The organism is Micromonospora sp. NPDC093244 (genome assembly GCF_040683695.1).
Taxonomy (GTDB): domain Bacteria; phylum Actinomycetota; class Actinomycetes; order Mycobacteriales; family Micromonosporaceae; genus Micromonospora.
Genome location: NZ_JBFBEO010000002.1, coordinates 818,664 through 837,372, shown reverse-complemented (window position 1 = coordinate 837,372; position 18,709 = coordinate 818,664). Strand labels below are relative to the sequence as shown.

Annotated in this window: 16 protein-coding genes; 7 read left to right on the top strand and 9 right to left on the bottom strand. The window is 73.5% G+C overall.

Annotated elements, in window-relative coordinates; translation table 11 throughout:
- Positions 1 to 492: a MarR family transcriptional regulator gene (locus tag AB0N27_RS13950; RefSeq protein ID WP_364368260.1), complete on the bottom strand. Its 492-nt coding sequence runs from the start codon at positions 490 to 492 to the stop codon at positions 1 to 3.
- 59 nt (positions 493 to 551) lie between these two features.
- Between AB0N27_RS13950 and AB0N27_RS13945 the strand changes: the two genes are divergently transcribed.
- Positions 552 to 968, top strand: coding sequence for a PPOX class F420-dependent oxidoreductase (locus tag AB0N27_RS13945; RefSeq protein ID WP_364368257.1), 417 nt, complete (start codon positions 552 to 554; stop codon positions 966 to 968).
- Positions 969 to 1,013: 45 nt separating this feature from the next.
- Positions 1,014 to 2,087, top strand: a complete 1,074-nt coding sequence (locus AB0N27_RS13940) for an adenosine deaminase (RefSeq protein WP_364368254.1) — start codon at positions 1,014 to 1,016, stop codon at positions 2,085 to 2,087.
- Positions 2,088 to 2,091: 4 nt separating this feature from the next.
- Here AB0N27_RS13940 and AB0N27_RS13935 read toward each other — a convergent pair whose 3' ends face one another.
- A complete protein-coding gene (locus AB0N27_RS13935) occupies positions 2,092 to 2,427 on the bottom strand; it encodes a hypothetical protein (RefSeq protein ID WP_364368251.1) in 336 nt (111 codons plus the stop codon).
- 460 nt (positions 2,428 to 2,887) lie between these two features.
- Between AB0N27_RS13935 and AB0N27_RS13930 the strand changes: the two genes are divergently transcribed.
- The 4 genes from AB0N27_RS13930 to AB0N27_RS13915 all read left to right on the top strand — a co-directional run bounded on the left by AB0N27_RS13930 (position 2,888) and on the right by AB0N27_RS13915 (position 8,031).
- Positions 2,888 to 6,562, top strand: a complete 3,675-nt coding sequence (locus tag AB0N27_RS13930; protein WP_364368248.1) for a nitrate- and nitrite sensing domain-containing protein — start codon at positions 2,888 to 2,890, stop codon at positions 6,560 to 6,562.
- Positions 6,559 to 6,963 carry a roadblock/LC7 domain-containing protein gene (locus AB0N27_RS13925; protein WP_007455462.1) on the top strand — a complete coding sequence of 135 codons (405 nt, stop codon included), beginning with the start codon at positions 6,559 to 6,561 and terminating at the stop codon, positions 6,961 to 6,963. Before AB0N27_RS13930 ends, AB0N27_RS13925 begins: the two co-directional genes overlap by 4 nt.
- Before the next feature lie 98 nt (positions 6,964 to 7,061).
- Complete coding sequence (locus AB0N27_RS13920; protein ID WP_354817333.1) at positions 7,062 to 7,436, top strand: DUF742 domain-containing protein; 375 nt, start codon at positions 7,062 to 7,064, stop codon at positions 7,434 to 7,436.
- A 1-nt stretch (position 7,437) separates the two neighbouring features.
- Positions 7,438 to 8,031 (top strand): ATP/GTP-binding protein, encoded by a 594-nt coding sequence (locus AB0N27_RS13915; RefSeq protein ID WP_007455465.1) that lies wholly within the window; start codon positions 7,438 to 7,440, stop codon positions 8,029 to 8,031.
- A 187-nt stretch (positions 8,032 to 8,218) separates the two neighbouring features.
- Here the strand turns inward: AB0N27_RS13915 and AB0N27_RS13910 are convergent, their stop codons facing one another.
- Positions 8,219 to 10,627 (bottom strand): transposase, encoded by a 2,409-nt coding sequence (locus tag AB0N27_RS13910; RefSeq protein WP_364370691.1) that lies wholly within the window; start codon positions 10,625 to 10,627, stop codon positions 8,219 to 8,221.
- 39 nt (positions 10,628 to 10,666) lie between these two features.
- Positions 10,667 to 11,626: a DNA primase gene (locus tag AB0N27_RS13905; protein ID WP_364368245.1), complete on the bottom strand. Its 960-nt coding sequence runs from the start codon at positions 11,624 to 11,626 to the stop codon at positions 10,667 to 10,669.
- A 157-nt stretch (positions 11,627 to 11,783) separates the two neighbouring features.
- Between AB0N27_RS13905 and AB0N27_RS13900 the strand changes: the two genes are divergently transcribed.
- Positions 11,784 to 12,125, top strand: coding sequence for a helix-turn-helix transcriptional regulator (locus AB0N27_RS13900; protein ID WP_364368243.1), 342 nt, complete (start codon positions 11,784 to 11,786; stop codon positions 12,123 to 12,125).
- Positions 12,126 to 12,148: 23 nt separating this feature from the next.
- Here the strand turns inward: AB0N27_RS13900 and AB0N27_RS13895 are convergent, their stop codons facing one another.
- From AB0N27_RS13895 to AB0N27_RS13875, 5 genes are all read right to left on the bottom strand, one after another.
- On the bottom strand, positions 12,149 to 12,823 hold the full coding sequence (locus AB0N27_RS13895; protein WP_364368240.1) for a permease prefix domain 1-containing protein: 675 nt from the start codon (positions 12,821 to 12,823) through the stop codon (positions 12,149 to 12,151).
- Positions 12,824 to 12,890: 67 nt separating this feature from the next.
- A complete protein-coding gene (gene cydC / locus AB0N27_RS13890) occupies positions 12,891 to 14,669 on the bottom strand; it encodes a thiol reductant ABC exporter subunit CydC (RefSeq protein WP_364370688.1) in 1,779 nt (592 codons plus the stop codon).
- Positions 14,670 to 14,707: 38 nt separating this feature from the next.
- Complete coding sequence (cydD, locus tag AB0N27_RS13885; protein ID WP_364368237.1) at positions 14,708 to 16,384, bottom strand: thiol reductant ABC exporter subunit CydD; 1,677 nt, start codon at positions 16,382 to 16,384, stop codon at positions 14,708 to 14,710.
- Entirely contained in the window at positions 16,381 to 17,388 is a 1,008-nt protein-coding gene (locus tag AB0N27_RS13880) for a cytochrome d ubiquinol oxidase subunit II (protein WP_364368234.1), read from the bottom strand. The genes cydD and AB0N27_RS13880 overlap by 4 nt, the downstream gene beginning before the upstream one ends.
- Before the next feature lie 11 nt (positions 17,389 to 17,399).
- Positions 17,400 to 18,650 carry a cytochrome ubiquinol oxidase subunit I gene (locus AB0N27_RS13875; RefSeq protein WP_364368231.1) on the bottom strand — a complete coding sequence of 417 codons (1,251 nt, stop codon included), beginning with the start codon at positions 18,648 to 18,650 and terminating at the stop codon, positions 17,400 to 17,402.
- Between the last annotated feature and the right edge of the window lie 59 nt (positions 18,651 to 18,709).

Here is an 18,709-nt window from a genome sequence, read left to right as displayed (position 1 = left end):
TCAGGCCTCCGTGCCGCGTCGGGGGCGTGGCGCGCGGTTCTGCGCGAGGTGGTCGACGACCCGATGGGTGAACGCGCCGAGCGCCTCGACCTCGGCCGGGGTGAGCAGGTCGAGGAAGTGCTGACGGACTGCGGTGACGTGGCCGGCGGCGGCGGCCTCGATGGCGTCCCGACCGGCCGGGGTGAGTACGACGATCGCGCCGCGCGCGTCGTCCGGGCACTCCTCCCGGGTCACCAGACCGCGCTGCTGCATCCGGGTCAGGTGGTGCGAGAGCCGGCTGCGCGACCACAGCATCCGGTCCGCCAGTTCGCTGAGGCGCAGCCGGCCCTGCGGCGTCTCGGACAGGTCGGAGAGCACGTCGTAGTCCGGCTCGGACAGGCCGGCGTCCTGGGTCAGCTCCCGGGCCAGCTCCAGGTCGAGCAGGCGGCGCATCCGGCGGTAGCCACGCCAGGCGCGGTCCTCCCGTTCGTCGAGCCACCTGGTCCCCTCCATGCCGCTCAGCCTAGCGTCTTGGTTGACATGTCATCCAATCGCCTCCTACGGTCGATGACATGTCAACGAATCCGCTGTGGGACCTCTTCGGCGCCCGGGGGCGCGGAGTGCTCGTCACCCTGCGCCGCGACGGCCGACCCCAACTGTCCAACCTCGACTACCTGGCCGAACCGGGACTGATCCGCTGCTCCACCACCGACGACCGGGCGAAGGTCCGCAACCTGCGCCGCGACCCGCGGGCCAGCTTCCACGTCACCACCGCCGACGGCGGCGCGTACGCGGTCGCCGAGGGGACCGTGACGTTCACCGAGCCGGCCACGGCCACCGGCGACGCCGCGGTCGACGAACTGGTCGAGGTCTACCGGGGGATCCGCGGTGAACACCCGGACTGGGCGGACTACCGCGCCGCAATGGTCGCCGACGGGCGGGTCGTCCTGCGGCTCGCCGTCGACCGGGTCTACGGCAGGCCCGGATGAGCGGGCTGGCGTGGCCGGCCCCGGCGGGCTGACTAGGGTCGGAGCATGGTCGCAACTATCCGGTACGAGGACATCGTCAAGGTCCCGAAGGCGCTGCTGCACGACCACCTCGACGGCGGACTGCGGCCCGCGACGATCGTCGAGCTGGCGGCGGAGGTCGGCCACGAGCTGCCCACCACCGACCCGGACGCGCTCGGACGCTGGTTCGTCGAGGCGGCCGACTCCGGCTCGCTGGAGCGCTACCTCGAGACGTTCGCGCACACGGTGGCGGTCATGCAGACCGCCCCGGCGCTGCGCCGGGTGGCCCGCGAGTGCGCGCTCGACCTGGCCGCCGACGGGGTGGTCTACGCAGAGGTGCGCTTCGCCCCCGAACAACACCTGGAGAAGGACCTGAGCCTCGACGAGGTGGTCGAGGCCGTCCTCGCCGGGTTCGCCGAGGGCACCGCCCAGGCCGTCGAGGCGGGTCTGACCATCCGGGTGGGCACCCTGCTCACCGCGATGCGGCACGCCGCCCGCTCCCAGGAGATCGCCGAGCTGGCGGTACGGCACCGCGACGCAGGGGTGGTCGGCTTCGACATCGCCGGTGCCGAGGCGGGCTTCCCGCCCACCCGGCACCTGGACGCCTTCGAATACCTGCAACGGGAGAACTTCCACTTCACCATCCACGCGGGCGAGGCGTTCGGCCTGCCGTCGATCTGGCAGGCGATCCAGTGGTGCGGCGCGGACCGGCTCGGCCACGGCGTACGCATCGTCGACGACATCGCGCCCGACGGCACGCTGGGCCGGCTGGCCGCGTACGTGCGGGACAAGCGCATTCCGCTGGAGCTGTGCCCGTCGTCGAACGTGCAGACCGGCGCGGTGGACTCGATCGCCGACCACCCGATCGGCCTGCTGCGGGACCTGCGGTTCCGGGCCACCGTCAACACCGACAACCGGCTGATGAGCGGCACCTCGATGTCACGCGAGATGTCGCTGCTGGTGGAGACCTTCGGCTACGGCTGGCGGGAGTTGCAGTGGTTCACCATCAACGCGATGAAGAGCGCCTTCATCCCGTTCGACGAACGGCTGCGGATCATCGACGAGGTGATCAAGCCGGCGTACGCCAAGCTGCTGGCCTGACTCCTCAGCCGTGCGGGTGGCCGGCGAGCAGGCCGGCCACCCGGCGCAGCACCTCCCGCGCGCGGGCCGCCTCGGCGCCGAGCCCGGTCTGCCGGCGCAGCACGGCGGGCTCGGCCCGCAGCAACGCCACCCCGCGCCGCACCAGCACCCGGGGAGCCTTGCGCTGTTCGGCGAGATCGCGGGCCAGCCGGCGGACGAATGTCGCTCCGCGCGGACGGCGCAGCGCGTACGCACCGGCGAGCAGCCCACGGCGGCGGCACTCCTCGACGATCTCGGCGGCGAAGATCCCCTCCGCTACGAAAATTGGCGATCCGGCGACATCAAATGGCCGGGTGGCCACCCTTCGATCTGCGCCGATCGCATAAACCGGCACATCGGCCCGTCCGTGGCGTGCCAGTTGGGCAATGGTTTCGACGGCGGTCAGGGAGTCCCAGGAGTCGGGCGATTCCCAATCGACCTGGCCGTTTCGGTGCGGCAACGTAGGGTCATCGCCGTCTTTGTAGAAGTCGTCCAGGCAGAGCACCGGCAAGCCGGTTTGCTGCGCTATGTACGACTTTCCGGAGCCAGAAGGGCCGGCGAGCAGGACAACGCGGTGCGGATGTTTCATTACCTTCAGTTACTCCGGCCAGACGGACTGCTATCAAATCGTATCAACATCTCATCACACCTTCGGCGGGTGACAACCTGGGCTTTCTTCTTGCCGGGCGTCGTGATGGAATCTCGGGGGTCCGACCCGCCGGGTCGGTCGCTGAGCGTTGCCCGGGGCAACGCGTTCAAGCTGTAATCGCGAGGGCGGTGACGTGAGCAAACGGCCAAAGACGGCGGGCTCCTTCCTGTCGCGGCTGCGCCGGCCGGCCAGCCGGCTCCGGGACATGCCGATCTGGTCAAAGCTCGGTCTCATCATGATCGTGCCGACCATCGCCACGGTCGTCGTGGGCACCAGTGGTCTCGTCGACCACCTGGAAACCCTCGGCAACGCCAACCGAGCGGGCGACCTGGCCAACCTGTCGAGCTACTCGGGCGACCTGGTCGACACACTGCAGGACGAGCGGACAGCCGCCGTGCTGCTGCTCCAGGCAGCCGGGACCCAGCCGAAGGCCCAGTACCAGGAGGCCTACAACCGGGTGAACTCCCGGGTGGACCAGAGGACCGGCCCCTACCGGCAGCAGCGCGCCGAGGTCGAGGACCTGCCGAGCAGCCTGGAGAGCCAGCTCGACGGGATCGACCAGTCGCTGAAGGACCTGCCGGGCGTCCGCAGCCAGGTGTTCAGCGGCAAGCTCAAGCTCACCGAGACGATCCAGGCGTACGAGGGCCTGATCAGCGACCTGCTCGCCATCCGTGACTCGGCCACGCAGCTCGCCGGTGACAACGACCTGAGCGACCGGATGCGCGCCGCCGCGGCGGTCGCCCGGGAGAAGGAGTTCCTCTCCGCACGCCGGGTCGTCGTCCACCGCGCGCTCGGCCAGCAGCGGATGACCCCTGTGCTGCGCACCGACTACATCGCCAGCGGCACCGGTCAGCAGCAGGCACTGCAGAGCTTCAAGGCCGTCGCCAGCCCGGACGAGGCGAAGTTCCACGACCAGACGGTCGCCGGCGGTGACCGCCGGGAGGCACAGAACTACACCGGCTGGATCGACGGCAACGTCACGGGCGACATGCGCGGCGCGCCGTTCGGCCCGGACCAGTGGGAATCCGCCATGACGGCGAACGCGAAGCTGATCCGCTCCGTCGAGACGAAGCTCGACAAGGACGTGGTCGCCGAGGCCGACAGCCTGCGCTCCGACGTCCAGCGTCAGGTCTTCCTGGAGACCGGCCTGCTGCTCAGCATGCTGCTGCTGGCCATCCTCTTCGCCTACCTGGTCGCCCGCTCGATGGCCCGTTCGCTGCGTGAGCTGCGCCAGGGCGCCCTGTCCGTCGCCCAGTACGGCCTGCCGCAGGCGGTGGCCCGGCTGCGCGACCCGCAGGTCGTCGGGCAACTCTCCCCGGTGCAGCTGGCCAACCAGATCGCCGAGCCGCTGCCCGTCCGCAGCAAGGACGAGTTCGGCCAGGTGACCGAGGCGTTCAACGCCGTCCACCTGGAGGCGGTCCGCACCGCCGCCGAGCAGGCGGCGCTGCGCGCCTCCGTCGCGACCATGTTCGTCAACCTGGCCCGCCGTTCCCAGATCCTGGTCGACCGCCTCATCGGGCACCTCGACCGGCTGGAGCGCGGCGAGGAGGACCCGGACCGCCTGGCCGAGCTGTTCCAGCTCGACCACCTGGCCACCCGGATGCGCCGCAACGACGAAAACCTGCTGGTGCTCGCCGGCGCCGACTCCACCCGCGTGCAGCGCGAGCCGGCAGCCCTCATCGACGTGCTGCGCGCCGCGCAGTCCGAGGTCGAGCACTACACCCGGATCGAGTTCGGGGTCATCGACCGTGACATCGAGGTCGCCGCGCACGCGGTGAACGACCTCGTGCACCTCGTCGCCGAGCTGTTCGACAACGCCACCGCGTTCTCGCCGCCGGACTCGCAGGTGATGGTCGAGGCCCGCCGGGTCGGCGACCGCGCCTCGCTCTACGTCGAGGACCGCGGCATCGGGATCAGCCGCGAGCAGCTGCAGGACCTCAACGAGCGACTGGCGACTCCACCGCAGGTGGACGTGGCAGTCTCCCGGATGATGGGCCTGGTCGTGGTCGCCCGACTGGCGTCCCGGCACGGCGTCCGGGTCGAGCTGCGTCCCGGCTCCGACCGGGGCACTGTCGCCGACGTCACCCTGCCCACCTCGGTGCTGGTGCCCCGCGCGCTCTCCGGCCGGGTGCAGCAGCCCTCGGCCCTGCCCGCGGTCGGCGGCGGTGCCCAGCAGGGTGGGCCCGCGCCCGCCTACGGCGCCCAGCAGGGTGGGCCCGCGCCCGCCTACGGCGCCCAGCAGGGTGGGCCCGTGCCCACCTTCGGTGCGCTGCCCGCGCTGGGCAACGGACCCCGCCCCAGCGAGTCGTCCGGCAACCAGGTCACCCTCGGCGGTCGGCCGTTCGACCCGGCGCCGCGCAACGGCACCGGCACGCCCGCCAACTCCGGTGGGTACCGCTCGATGCCCGCCTGGTCCGACCTGACCGGCGCGGCCGGTACGAACGGTGTCAACGGCGGCGACGGGTTCACGCCCCGGCCGGCCAACGGCCAGCCGATCGACCCGCTGCCGCAGCGCCGGGCCGGCGACGACTCCTCGACCACCGGCCAGCAGCAGTCCATCCCGCGCCAGCTGCCCAGCAGCCCGGAGGCACACCCGTACTCAACGCCGCCGGTCTCCGCGCAGCCGTACTCCGGCGCGCCGGTCTCCGCCTCGCCGGCATCCGGTCAGCCGTACTCCGGTCAGCCCTACTCGGGTGCGCCGTACGGTGGCCCGCCGGTGTCCGCCGCCCCAGCCTCCGGTCAGCCGTACGCCGGTCCGCCGGTGTCGGCGTCCCCGGTGTCGGCCTCGCCGGCGTCCGGTCAGCCGTACTCGGCGCCGCCGGCCTCCTCCGGCCAGTCGTTCAGCGGTTTCGTGCCCCGCTCCGCCCCGCCCGCCCAGGCGCCCAGCGCTCCGGCACCTCCGGCCTGGCCGCCGGTGCCGGGTGGCGAGCGCGAGGCGGCGACCCCGCCGGTGCCCGAGCGGCTCGCCGCCGCCCTGGACATGACGACGGAGTTGCCGCGGGTGCCCCGCCCCGGCGACCAGCCGGCCGCCGCGGCCCAGCCGCCGGCCCCCGCTCAGACCCCCGCCCCGGCCCCCGCTCCGGCTCCGGCCGCACAGAGCCGGCCGGCGCCGCAGCAGCCGCAGGCCCAGAACCGGCAGCGGTACGCGGACGAGACGATGGAGCTGCCGATCTTCCGGGAGCTCGAGTCGGCCTGGTTCCGCACCCGCCGTCCGGGTCCGGAGGAGGCGGCGGCAGCCGCCAAGCCGGCGACGAACGGCGGCGGCGCCGCGACGCAACAGTTCGCCACGGTCGAGGCGAACGGACCGGCAGTCCACAAGACACCACCCGGGACGACAGGTAACACGCCGATGGCAGACACTCCGACGGCCGGAGGAGCGCCGCGGGACAACGGGTCGACAGCGAACGGGGGCGCACGCCCCAGCCTCGCCGAGAGCCTGCCGAACCGCCGGCCCCAACAGCAGCAGCAGACCAACGGCTGGCAGACCGCCGCCGACGACGGTTGGCGTGCCGCCTCGGCAGCGGCAAGCGCGGCGCCGGTGGCCGAGACCACGACTACCGGTCTGCCGAAGCGCAAGCCGATGGCGCAGCTCGTGCCGGGCGCGGTGGAGAAGCCCACCACCTCGGTCCAGCGGCGCTCCCCGGAGGCGGTCCGTGGCCTGCTCTCCGCCTACCACCGGGGCGTGCAGCGAGGGCGTAGCACCTCGGACAACCCGACCAGCCCGGAGGCGACTCCGGGAGGGCAGCAATCCTCGCAGTCTGGCTCAGGCCCAGCGGCCGGGAGCGGGCAGAAGGAGCAAGAAGGATGACAACTACGCAGGATCTTGGTTGGCTGCTTGCCAACTTCGCCGACCGGGTACCCGGTGTCGCACACGCGGTCGCCGTCTCGGCGGACGGCCTGCTCCTCGCGTCGTCACGGGACCTGCCACGGGACCGGGCCGACCAGCTGGCCGCCATCGCGTCCGGCCTGGTCAGCCTCACCCAGGGAGCAGCCCGCTGCTTCGAGGGAGGCGCTGTGCTGCAGACCGTCGTGGAGATGGACAATGGCTTCCTGTTCCTGATGTCCATCTCGGACGGCTCGTCCTTCGCCGTGCTGGCCGCTCGCAGCTCCGACGTGGGCCAGGTCGGCTACGAGATGGCGCTGCTGGTCGACCGGGTGGGCGACGCGCTGACCCCGCAGCCGCGTGCGGCCGCGGGGATGCTGGGCTGACGCTCGGCCGATCGTGAGGTCGGCGCAACTGCAAGGACGACAACGACGAGTTCCACCGGTGGGAGCCGGTGCCGGGTGCGAAGGAGGTGAGCGGCGACATGGCCGATCGTGACGAACCGACCGGAGCGTTGGTCCGTCCATACGCCGTGACCCGTGGTCGCACCCGCCCCCGGCTGGACATCGCGCTGGAGGCGCTCGTCGAGACGACGGTGCGCGGTCGCGCCGCTGCCAATGGCAACGGTGGTGGTCGCGAACACCAGTACATCGCCGCGCTGTGTGACGGACGCGTGCAATCGCTCGCCGAGATCGCGGCGCGGATGCAGCTCCCGCTCGGTGTGGCCCGGGTGCTCATCGCCGACATGGCGACGGACGGCCTGGTCGCGGTCCACGAGCCGACCATCCTGGACGACTCCGACGACGCGGTGGGCACTGAACTGCTGGAGAGGGTGCTGAGTGGACTTCGCAGGCTCTGACATGTCGCACCGCCCGCCGAACCCGAGCGGCCGCGTGACGTCGGCGAAGATCGTTATCGCCGGTGGATTCGGCGTCGGTAAGACGACGCTGGTCGGCTCGGTCTCGGAGATCACGCCGCTGACCACCGAGGCCATCATGACCTCGGCCGGTGTGGGCGTCGACGACACCCGGCAGGTGCCGGGCAAGACGACGACCACGGTGGCCATGGACTTCGGCCGGATCTCGATCGACCGTGACCTGATCCTGTACCTGTTCGGTACGCCGGGTCAGACCCGGTTCTGGTTCATGTGGGACGAACTGGTCCGGGGTGCCATCGGCGCTGTCGTGCTGGTGGACACCCGCCGGCTGGCGGACTGCTTCGCGGCGATCGACTTCTTCGAGCACCGGCGGCTGCCGTACCTGGTGGCCATCAACTGCTTCGACGGGATGCAGTACCACGACCCGCAGGACGTCCGGGACGCCTTGGCGATCTCCAGCGACGTGCCGGTGGTGGCCTGCGACGCCCGTAACCGGGAGTCGACGAAGCACGTGCTGATCTCGCTTGTCGAGTACGTGCTCACCATGCGCCGTACGCGCGCCGTCGCCCCGGCCTGACCGGGACGGTTTCACGCCCGGTGGTGGCTCCGGCCGCCACCGGGCGCCACAGCCTGCCCAGCGCCGGCCGTCACGTCGACGGCTGGCGCAGACGTGTGCGTGGTCCTGCTCGCGGCTCACCCGCTACACGAAATCGCGCCCCCAGTCGGCTGACTGAGGGCGCGATCGGCGCTTGAGGACTGTGGGGTCAGGACTGGTAGCCGGCGGAGCGGTACTCGTACTCCCGATCGTCGTCGCGGTCACCGTGGTCGCGGCTGAAGTCCCAGCCGCCGGCGGCCTCGCGACCCGGCCGGCCGCCCACCGCGAACCCGCCGATTTCCTGCCCGCGGCGCCAGCCACGGAAGTAGCCTGTGGTGTTCTCCGCGAGGCTCGCCGCGTCACGCACTATCCGCAGTGGACGCTCCTCGCGCAGCGGGGAACCGGGGACCAGGTTGGCCTGTGGCACCCGCTTCGGCAGCCCCGCCGTCGTCTCGGCGCCCACCGCCGGTCGGGCCGCCTGCTCGGCTGCCTGCCATCCGGTGTCGGCGGTGGTCGACCAGTCCAGGTCGGTTTCCTCGGTCTGGCCGACGAACCAGGCCGACTTCGCCTGCGCGAAAATCAACAGGTCGCCGTCGCCCTCGTCGGCCACCGGTGGCGGCCGGTGCTCGACAGGCGGCGACGGCCGGTGCTCGACCACCCGCTCGGCGCGCGGCGCGGGACGGCCGCCGCGAGCTGCCTGCTCCCGGTCGACAAGCCGCAGCGGCGGCGTGTCCAGGTGCGCGTCGGCGGGCTGGTTGAGCCCTTCGCGCAGCGCCCGGTCGGCCAGCGGCGGCGGCTCCACCAGTCGCAGCATGGGCGGCTCCTGGGGCAGGTCGTCAGCGAGCCAGGGCGGGGTGACCCGGCCGTCGGCCCGACCCGGGTCGGTCGGGGCGTCGACGCCCCGACCCCCGCCGTACGGGTAGGCGACCGGGTTGTTCGCCGAGCTGTCGCTCGGGTCCTCCGGGTTGTTGACCAGCGGCCAGTTGGCCCGGGACCCCGGCGGCGGAGACTCCTGGCCGGGCCGGGGCGCCGGCACGGGAATGCTGAGGTCGGTGACGCTGAACCCGCCGGTCGGCGGCTCGTCCACCGGGCGCTGCTGGTGGCTCGGCCGGGGTTCGCCGTTGGTCTTCGGGCGGGGCGGGATGACTGTGCGTTGCCGCTCGGCCCGCGCGTGGTTGATCGCGGCGGTGGTCAGCGTCGGGCGGAACGGTTCGCCCGCCTCGGCCGGCGGCACCGCGCCGCGCTGCGTCGGGGCGATCGGGGTGATCCCGGGTGGCGGGGGCGGCGGCGAGGAGACCGGCCGGTTGGTCGGACCGTCGATCCGACTCGGCTCGCCGCGCACCGGCAGTGGGGACACCGGCGGGCCGGCGACGGCGGCCGGAGCCACCGGCGCGGGTGCGACAGGGGGAGGGGTGACGGGAGCCGGGGCGACAGGCGGTGGCCCGAGCGGGCGGGGCGTGGCCAGTGGCGCGCTGCCCGGGGCGGGCTCGGGACGGCTCCGCCGGCCCACGCTGGGGGCCTGCTCGGCGGCGGCCGGCGTCGGCCGGACCGCCCGCAGGCCAGCGCTGGTGTTGTTCAGGCCGGCGCCGGTGCTGCCCAGGCCGGACAGCTCGCCGACCGATTCGCCACGGCGGGCGGCGGCGCGTCGACCGGGGGCCGGCGCGGGCGCGCTCACGCGGGCGCCGAGAGCGCTCACCAGCGCCTCGCAGCCGGCGTCGCAGGCCCGGACCGAGGCGACCGCCTGGCGGACCGTCTCGGCCACCGCAGAGGTGAGCGCCCGGTTCACCGCCGCCCGGCGGGGCGTCTCGGAGATGGCGACCCGCAGTGCGGTCACCGCGTCGTTGATCTCGTCGGCGTCGGCCACCCCGTCCGCGGCGAGGTGCGCGGCGATGGCGTCCGCCGCGACGGACACCTCACGACCGCGGGCCACTGTGCCGCCGAGCATGCCCGGCTCGGGAAGCGCGTCAAGCACCGCCAGGGAGACCGGCTCGGCCGGATCCGGGTACGCGCGCAGCGCCGCCGGGTACAGCTCGCGCAGGACCTCGCGCAGCGCCACGGCGGCGGAGTGCCGACCGCTGGCAAGCGCGGCGTGCGCGGCGAGCACCTGCTTGTAGCCGGCCAGGTCCCGGGGTGCGGGCAGCGTGACAGCGGAGAGCGCGCCCGCCTGCAACGCCCGGGCCAGGCCCACGGCGCGTCGTTCGGCAGGCGGTGACTGCATCTCCTCGAGCGAGTCGTCGTCGGCGAACCGCTCGGCGAAGTCGTCCACCGAGTCGTCGTCGGCGATCGCCAGGGGTCGACCCGCCGCGCTCAACAGCGAGGTGACCGTGTGGTCGTCGCTGTCGGCGGCGATGGCCGCACCGCTCGGCCCGCCCGACCGCTCCACGAGCAGCGCGACGAGCTGGGCGTAGCCAGCGGCGTCGTCGCTGATCTCGCAGACATGCAGCAGACGGCCTGCGTCATCGACCACAGCGGACGTCAGCGTCGAACCGGCCGAGGCCGGCCGGTCAGCCGAATCCGCCGAGGCCAGACCGCAGTACACGCGCACGAGCGCCACGGCGTCGTCCTCCTCCCGGGACAGGTCTTTCCTCTGCCAGCAACTGATGCTCCCCGGAACGGGTCAGTCGCGCCAGTCCACCACCGCAGAGATCTTGCCGACAATGGTCCGCCAGCCCAAACTTGCGGTCTGTGCCCCGATCTTCTTCAGCCGCCGACGGCCCATGAAGCCGCCGATCCCGCCGCTGACCGTCGCCCGCAGCGCCTCGTCCAGGTTGTCGAGGCTGGAGCCGGCGGAGAGCATGTCGAGTACCGCAGGCAGCCGCAACGCGTACGACAGGTCACGCGCGATCTCGCCGGCCTCGATCAGCAGGGTCGAATCCCAGGCGTCGTGACCGCCGCGCAGGTTCTCCACGACGAGGTCCAGCTCGTACGTGTCCTCGTCGAGCGGCGCGATATCTGCCGGCTCCACCCGTTCGGACAATTCATTCCAGCTGTCCAGTTGAGACAGATCGTTCGGCGCGCCGGACCGGATGAAGCTGACAAGCGACTCGGGCGTCTTGAACAGCAGCAGCTTGCCCCGGTGGCTGAGGAAGACTGGCACCTCCTCGTCGTCCGCCTCGTCCGTGGCGTCCTCGTCCTCGGCCTCGTCGGTCTCGCTGTCGCCTGTCGCGTCGGCGTCCCGGCGGCGCCGCGACGGCTCGTCCTCGTCGCTCTCGGCGAACTCCTCGGCGAACTCCTCGTCGAGGATGACTACCGTCTCGTCGTCCTCCTCGATCACCTGACGGCGGGCGAGGAACGGGTCGTCCTGGTCGCGCTCGGTGACGTCGGTGGGGGTCAGCTCCCCCGCCGGCCGGTACGCGCGCAGCGTGAAGCCGGTGCCGGCGGGCAGGGCGATCTCCACCGGGTCGATCCGCACCTCGTCCCAGAGCGACCGGTCGGCCGACGTCGACGCGCGGCCGGTGTCCTCGGTGTCATCTGGCTCGGCCACGCCGGTGGTGTCGTCGAGCTCGGGCTCGTCGGCGTCGGGCCGTTGGGGCGACTGGCGGGCCACGCTGACCTCCGTGTGCTTCGGGTTGCCCACCCGCCGGTGTCTCGGACCGGCGAGTGACTCTGGGCACATACCCTAGTCGGCTGCTCGGGAAGACCGGAGCCCGCACCCCGATGGCGTCTCCCCGTACCGCCCGGGCCTGCGGATCGCCGGTGGCGCACCGGCCGCCTAACAAGTAGCGTAGCTACACATGAAGGCCCAGGCGCTGCACGGCCACCTCGACGCCCTGCTGCTCGCCGTCCTCGAACAGGGCGCGCTGCACGGGTACGCCATCATCGAGGCCCTGCGGGCGCGCAGTGACGGCAGCCTCGACCTGCCCACCGGCACCATCTATCCGGCGCTGCGGCGGCTGGAGCGGGCCGGGCACGTGGCGAGCACGTGGAGCACCGTCAACGGGCGGGAGCGGCGGACGTACCAGCTCACCGACACCGGCCGGCGGGCGCTGGCCGGGGAGCGCGCCGGCTGGCGCGAGTTCCAGTCGACGGTCGGCCGCTTCCTCGACCCCGGCACCGCGTCCGGCGCCCCGGTCTGAGTCCCGGTGCGGCCGCGCACGTCTCAGCGCGCGGTGGCCAGCACCCAGCCGCGTGCCGCGCGCGCCAGCGAGAAGTAGGCGGCCCCGGCCAGCACCACGCCGATGATCATCGGAGGCCAGCTCAACGCCGCGTCCCAGAGGCCGAGCGACCAGGCGAAGAGCGCCCCGCCGGCGAGCGCCCCGAGAACCAGCACACCGGTCAGGCCGGCACCCACCGCGCGCTGCGCGGCGGCCAGGCCCGGTCGTGCCGTACGGGCGCTCGCCGCGACCACCAGCAGGCCGGCCACGGAGAGCAGCAGCGCGCCCACCCAGATCCAGTTGACCGTGGCGGAGAGCAGCAGGTAGACGGCCGGCGGGCGGGGACCGTCGCTCCAGCTCGCCCCGCGCCAGGTCAGGTCGCCGGCGGCCACCCCCACCCCGGCGATCGCCAACATCCGCAGGGCGAACCCGCGCAGGGCGGCCGTCGCCAGCTCGGCCTGCCAGGACGGCAGCAGCTGCGCCAGCGAGCCGAACTCGGCCACCGCCAGGCGCTGCGCCTCGATGGGCGGCACCCCGCTGTCCCGGTACGCCTCGACGGCGTCCAGCAATCCGTGCCGGGCCTCGGTGAGCAGGTCGGACCTCAGGCGCGCCGGGCCCTGCAACCTGGCGGCCAGTTTGCGCAGGTGCTCGTCGACCAACACGTCCTCACAGCGCGGCATGGCACCACCCTGCCACGACTTCGAGGCGCCGACGTCCGGGGGAACCCTGGTCCGTCCCCGAGCCGGCTCAGGGGGCGAGCGCCAGGTACCCGCGTTCGGCAGCCTCCTGGAGCAGCCACTGGTCCCGGTACCAGCCGGGGGTGGCGACCAGGTCGACGTGCCGGCCGCGCTGGATCACCCGGCCGCCGTCGAGGACGACGATCTCGTCCAGTTCGGCCAGGCCGCTGAGCCGGTGGCTGATCAACAGCACCGAGTGCCCGGCGGGGGTGGCGGCCAGGGCGGAGGCGAGCACCGCGTCCGCCGCGGCCGGGTCCAGTCCCTCGGTGGGCTCATCGAGCACCAGCACGGGTGGCGCGGCGAGCAGCGCCCGGGCGAGCGCGAGCCGTTGCCGCTGACCACCGGAGAGCTGGCCGCCCTCCTCGCCGACCAGGGTGTCCCAACCCGCCGGCTGGGCGCGTACCCAGTCCAGCAGGCCTGCGGCAGCGGTGGCGGCGGCCAGCTCGTCGTCGCCCGCGTCCGCGCGCCCGAGCAGGAGGTTCTCCCGCACTGTCGCGTGGAAGACGTACGCCTCGGCGAGCAGACCGCCGACCGCGCGGGGCAGCTCCTGCTCGGTGTACGCCGACAGGTCGCGGCCGCCCAGCTCGATCCGCCCGGACGAGGGCCGGACCGCGCCGGTCAGCACGGCGGCCAGGGTGCTCTTGCCGGCGCCGCTCGGGCCGACCACCGCGATCCGTCGACCGGCGGGCAGGTCCAGGTCGATGCCGTCCAGGGCGGGTGCGGCACCGGCCCGGTACCGCACGGCCAGCTCGACGAAGCGCAGGTCGTACGGGCCGGCGGGGTGAGCGCTGCCCTCGGCGGTCGGGGGAGTGGGCGTGTCCTCGTCGAGCAGGGCGGCCACCCGGGTCAGTCCGGGGCGCAGCTGGGTCCACTGTCGGGCCGCCGCGACCAGGGCCAGCGCCACCTCGACGGCGGCCAGCGAGCCGACGGCGAGCACACCGACCAGCACGCCCGGTACGTCGGCGGCCAGCGCGGCAACCACCACCGCGCCAGCGGTCAGCCCCGCGACGAGCACCCCTGCCGCGTCCACCGCGAACCCGGTCGCGGCCAGTCGGCGTTCCAGCCGGGCCAGCCGGTCGGCCCGCCGCCCGGCGGCGCGCAGGGCGGCGTCGGTGGCGCCGAACGCGGCCAGGTCGGCGGCGCCGTGGGTGAGGTCGACCGCGTCGGTGGCGAGCGCGCCGCGCAGCGGGGCCACCTCTGCCGCGCTGCGTCTGGTGACAACTGTGGCCAGTGCGGGCAGCGCCACCCCGGCGACGAGCAGCCCGACGGCGAGCGCCGCGCCGGCCAGCGGCGAGATCAGCGTCGCGCCTCCCACGGCCAGCACACCGACAAGCGCCGCCGCCGAGCCGGGCACCAGCACCCGCAGCAGCAGGTCCTGGACGGCTTCGACGTCGGAGACCAGCCGGCTCAGCACGTCCCCCGAGCGGTGCCCGGCGGTGCGGTGGGCGGCGAGGGTGGCGAAGACCCGGGCCCGTACGTCGGTGATCATGCGGAGCACCGCGTCGTGTCCGGCGAGCCGTTCGGTGTAGCGGAAGACGCCCCGGCTGATGGCGAGGGCCCGGACCGCGACGATCGCCACGGTGAGCCGGTCCAGGGGCGGCTGGCCGGCGGCGCTCATCAGCAGCCAGGTCGCGGTGGCCATCAGGGCGAGCCCGGCGAACTCGGTGGCGGCGGCGAGCAGCCCCGCGCCGACGAGCCGGCCCAGGTACGGTCGGGCCAGTCGCAGCACCGCCCGTTCGGCGGCCGTCCGCCCGGCCGGTGGCGAGCCGATGTCCGGCGTGGGGTCCATCGGGTCCGGCCCGGGGGTAGGTGGCCCGGGTGCCGCGGTCATCGGGCCACCTTTCCGGTCGGCGCCGGTGTCAGCTCGGTGAGCCGACCGTCCTCGATCCGCAGGATCCGGTCGGCGTCGGCCAGCAGCGCCGGCCGGTGCGCGACGAGCAGCGCCGTCCGTCCGGCGACCAGCCGGCGGGTGGCGTCGAGCACCACCGTCTCGGAGGCGGTGTCCAGGCGGGCAGTGGGCTCGTCGAGCAGCACCACCGGGGCGTCGCGCAGGAACGCGCGGGCCAGGGCCACCCGTTGCCGTTGCCCGCTGGACAGCCCGTGGCCGCGTTCGCCGAGCAGCGTGTCCAGGCCGTCCGGCAGGGCGGCCACCACGTCGTCGAGGGCGGCGTCGCGTACCGCGGCGGTGAGCGCCTCGGTCGGGGTGTCAGGTGCGCCGAGGCGGATGTTGTCGGCCAGCGAAGCGGCGAAGAGGTGGGCGCGCTGCGGCACCCAGGCGAGCTGCCGACGCCAGGCGTCCGGGTCGGCGGCGGCGAGGTCCACGCCGTCCACGGTGATCCGGCCGCTGGTCGGGGTCACGAAGCCGAGCAGCAGGCCGAGCAGCGTGCTCTTGCCGGCGCCGCTCGGGCCGATGATCGCGATCCGTTCACCGGGCCTGATGGTCAGGGCCACGTCGCGCAGCGCTGTGGTCCGCTCGTACGCCACGGTCACCGACTCGAACCGGATCTCGCCCCGCCCGTCGGGGGTGGCCGCGCCCTCGGCCGCCCGGGGCGGGGTGGGCGTCGCCGAGACGGTGAGCGCCTCGTCCAGAGCGGCCAACCCCTCCATGCTGGCGTGGAAGCGGCTGCCGGCGGCCCGCAGCGGCAGGTACGCCTCCGGGGTGAGCAGCAGCACCAGCAGCGCCGTCTGGAGGGCCAGGCCGCCGCCGAGCAGCCGGATGCCGACAGGCACCGCGACCAGCGCCACCGACAGCGTGGCGACCAGCTCCAGCACCAGCGCGGACAGGAACGCGATCCGCAGGGTCTTCATGGTGGCGACCCGGTGCCCGTCGGCCATCCGGCGGACGACCTCGGTCTGCGCCCGGGCGCGGCCGAACGCGCGCAGCGTGGGCAGCCCGGCGACCATGTCCAGGAAGTGCCCACCCAGCAGGGAGAGCCGGCGCCACTGCCGTTCGGTGGCGGCCTGCGCCTGCCAGCCGAGCAGCGCGCCGAAGACCGGGATCAGCGGCAGCGTCAACGCGATGATCAGCGCCGAACTCCAGTCGGCGAGGACGATCCGGGCCAGCACGGCGAGCGGAACCGTCACGCTGAGCACCAGCTGCGGCAGGTACCCGGTGAAGTACGCGTCAAGCGCGTCCATTCCACGCCCGGCCAGGGTGGCGAGCTGACCGGCCCGCTGCCCGGCCACCCAGCCCGGGCCGTGCCGGCCGACCGCGCCGAGCAGGTCGGCGCGCAACGTGGCCTTGACCGTGGCGGCGACCCGCGCCGACACCGTGCCCTGCGCCCAGACCAGCGCCGACCGGGCGGCGACAGTGGCCAGGAAGCCGGCCAGCGCCGGCCGGTCCAGCCGCCCGTCGAAGGCGGTGGCCAGCACCGCCGACAGCGCGGTGGCCTGCGCCACGATCAGCCCGGCGGCGAGCACACCCAGCAGCGCGAGCACGGCGAGGTCGCGCCGGGCCGCGGGGACCCGGCGCAGGAGACGCGGGTCGAAGGGACGGCGGTTCACCAGTACACCGGTGCCCTGCCGTCGGTCCGTCCCCGGAAAACCCACAAGCACATTGCCTGGAAGCCTAGTAGGGCCGGCAGCAGCGGCAGCGCCACCCAGGCGAGCAGCCGTAGCGTCGGCGTGCTCGCGGCCGCGTCGGCCACCGTCAGCGAGGCGGCCGGGTCGGTCGTCGACACCAGCACGTAGGGCCACAGGGCCGCGCCGACCAGCGCCACAGGCATCGCCAGGGCCATGCCCGTCGCCGCCAGAGCCCACCCCGGCCGCCGTCGGCCGAGCGCCGCGCGGGCCGCCAGCAGCGCCGCCACCAGCAGCACCGGCAGGAGTACGGCCACCGCCGGCCGTTGGACGCTGTCGCGTACCCGAACGGAGAGCAGGCCTACGACGGTGGCCACGGCGACCGCGGTGAGCGCCACCGGCACCAGCCGGCGGGCGGTGCGGCCGACCACCGCGGCGTCGGCGGCCGGCAGTCGCAGCGTGAGGAATGTCGCACCGTGCACCGCGACAAGCGCGACCATGGTCAGCCCGGCGGCGGCCGTGAACGGGGTGGCCAGGTGCGCCACACCGGTCACGTGCCCGTCGGCCTGGCGGGGAACACCCTGCAGCAGCGCGGCGAGCAGGGCGCCCCAGCCCAGCGCGGCGAGCACGCTCCCGATCACCACGACCCGGTCCCAGCGCGCCCGGACCCGCTCGTCGGCCGGCCGGCTGCGCAACTGCACACCGACGGTGACCAGGACGACCCCGACCAGCGCTCCGGCGACCGCCGGATAGCAGCCGGACAGCAGCTCGCCCTCCAGCATCGGGAACGCGCCGAAGAGGATCCCCACCGCCGCCACCAGCCAGACCTCGTTGCCGAGGAAGAACGGGCCGAGTGCGGTGAGGGCAGCCCGCCGCCCGGCCGGGCCACCACCCCTGGCGAGCAGCAGCCCGACGCCGTAGTCGAAGCCGGCGAGTACCAGGTAGCCGGCGAAGAAGAGGCCGAGCAGGGCGTACCAGGCGAGGTCCACTGGTGGTCTCCTCAGGCGAGGGCGGGTTCGGGATGGGCCGGCTCGGTGGGCGGCGCCGGGGGACGGCCGAGCGCCGGGTCGTCCGCGCCGCGCGCCGCGTGCCTGGCGAGCAGCACCCAGTTGGTGACCGCGAGGGTGCCGAGCAGCAGGCTGAAGCCGATCAGCGAGGCGAGCATCACAGGTGCGCCGACCGGGGAGACGGCCTGTTCGGTGGGGAGCAGCCCGTACGCCACCCAGGGCTGACGGCCTACCTCACGGGCGATCCAGCCGAGGATCACCGCGACGAACGGAAGCGGCAGGGCGAGCAGGATCAGCCAGAGCGGGAAGCGCAGCCGGATGACCCAGTCCTGGAAGAGCAGCGGGAGCAGGAACCAGACGCAGCCGAGGGTGAGACCGATGAGGATCATGAAGCCCAGCCCGACGTTCGCCAGCACCGGCGGGGTGTAGTCGCCGGGGCCGAACCGGGTGGTCCACTCGGCGACCAGCTCCTGCGCCTCCGGACCCTGGCCGAACTTGGTGGGCTGCACCTGGCCGACGGGGCCGAACTGGGCGAAGCCGAAGCCCTGCACCAGCGTGATCGCCAGCGCCGCGGTGACCAGGCCGATCCGCAGTGAGGTGCGGAAGAGCACGAAGTCGGGCGTACGGCGGATCAGGTGCCAGGCGCTGACGGCCGCCATCAGCATCCCCCCGACAAGCAGCGCGGCCGACACCACGTGCCCGAACGCCATGCCGAGACTGGGGTTGGTGAGCAGCGCGCCGAAGTCGGTGAGGTGGGCGATCCCGTCGCGGACCTCGTACCCGACCGGGTGTTGCAGCCAGGAGTTGGCCACCATGATCCAGAACGCCGAGGCGTACGCGGTGAGCGCCACGCCCCAGAGCAGCGCGAGGTGGACGCCCCTGCGGAGCCGGTGCCACCCGAAGATCCACATCCCGAGGAACGTGGACTCCAGGAAGAACGCCACGAGCGTCTCGATGGCCAGTGGCGCACCAAAGACGTTGCCGACGTAGCGCGAAAGGCCGCTCCAGTTCAGCCCGAACTGGAACTCCATCACGATGCCTGTGGCGATGCCGAGCACGTAGTTGATGACGTAGAGCTGCCCCCAGTACCGGGTGAGCCGCTCCCACCTGGGGTTGCCGGTGAGCACCCAGGCGGTCTGCATCCCGACCAGCAGGGTCACCAGCCCGAGCGTGACCACGACGAACAGGAAGTGGATCGAGGTCGTGGTGGCGAACTGCAGGCGGGCGAGGAGCAGGGTGTCCATGGCCGGCCCTCCGTAGGTTGGCTCACTTGTCATAGCCACCCTACACGTAGCTTGGCTAC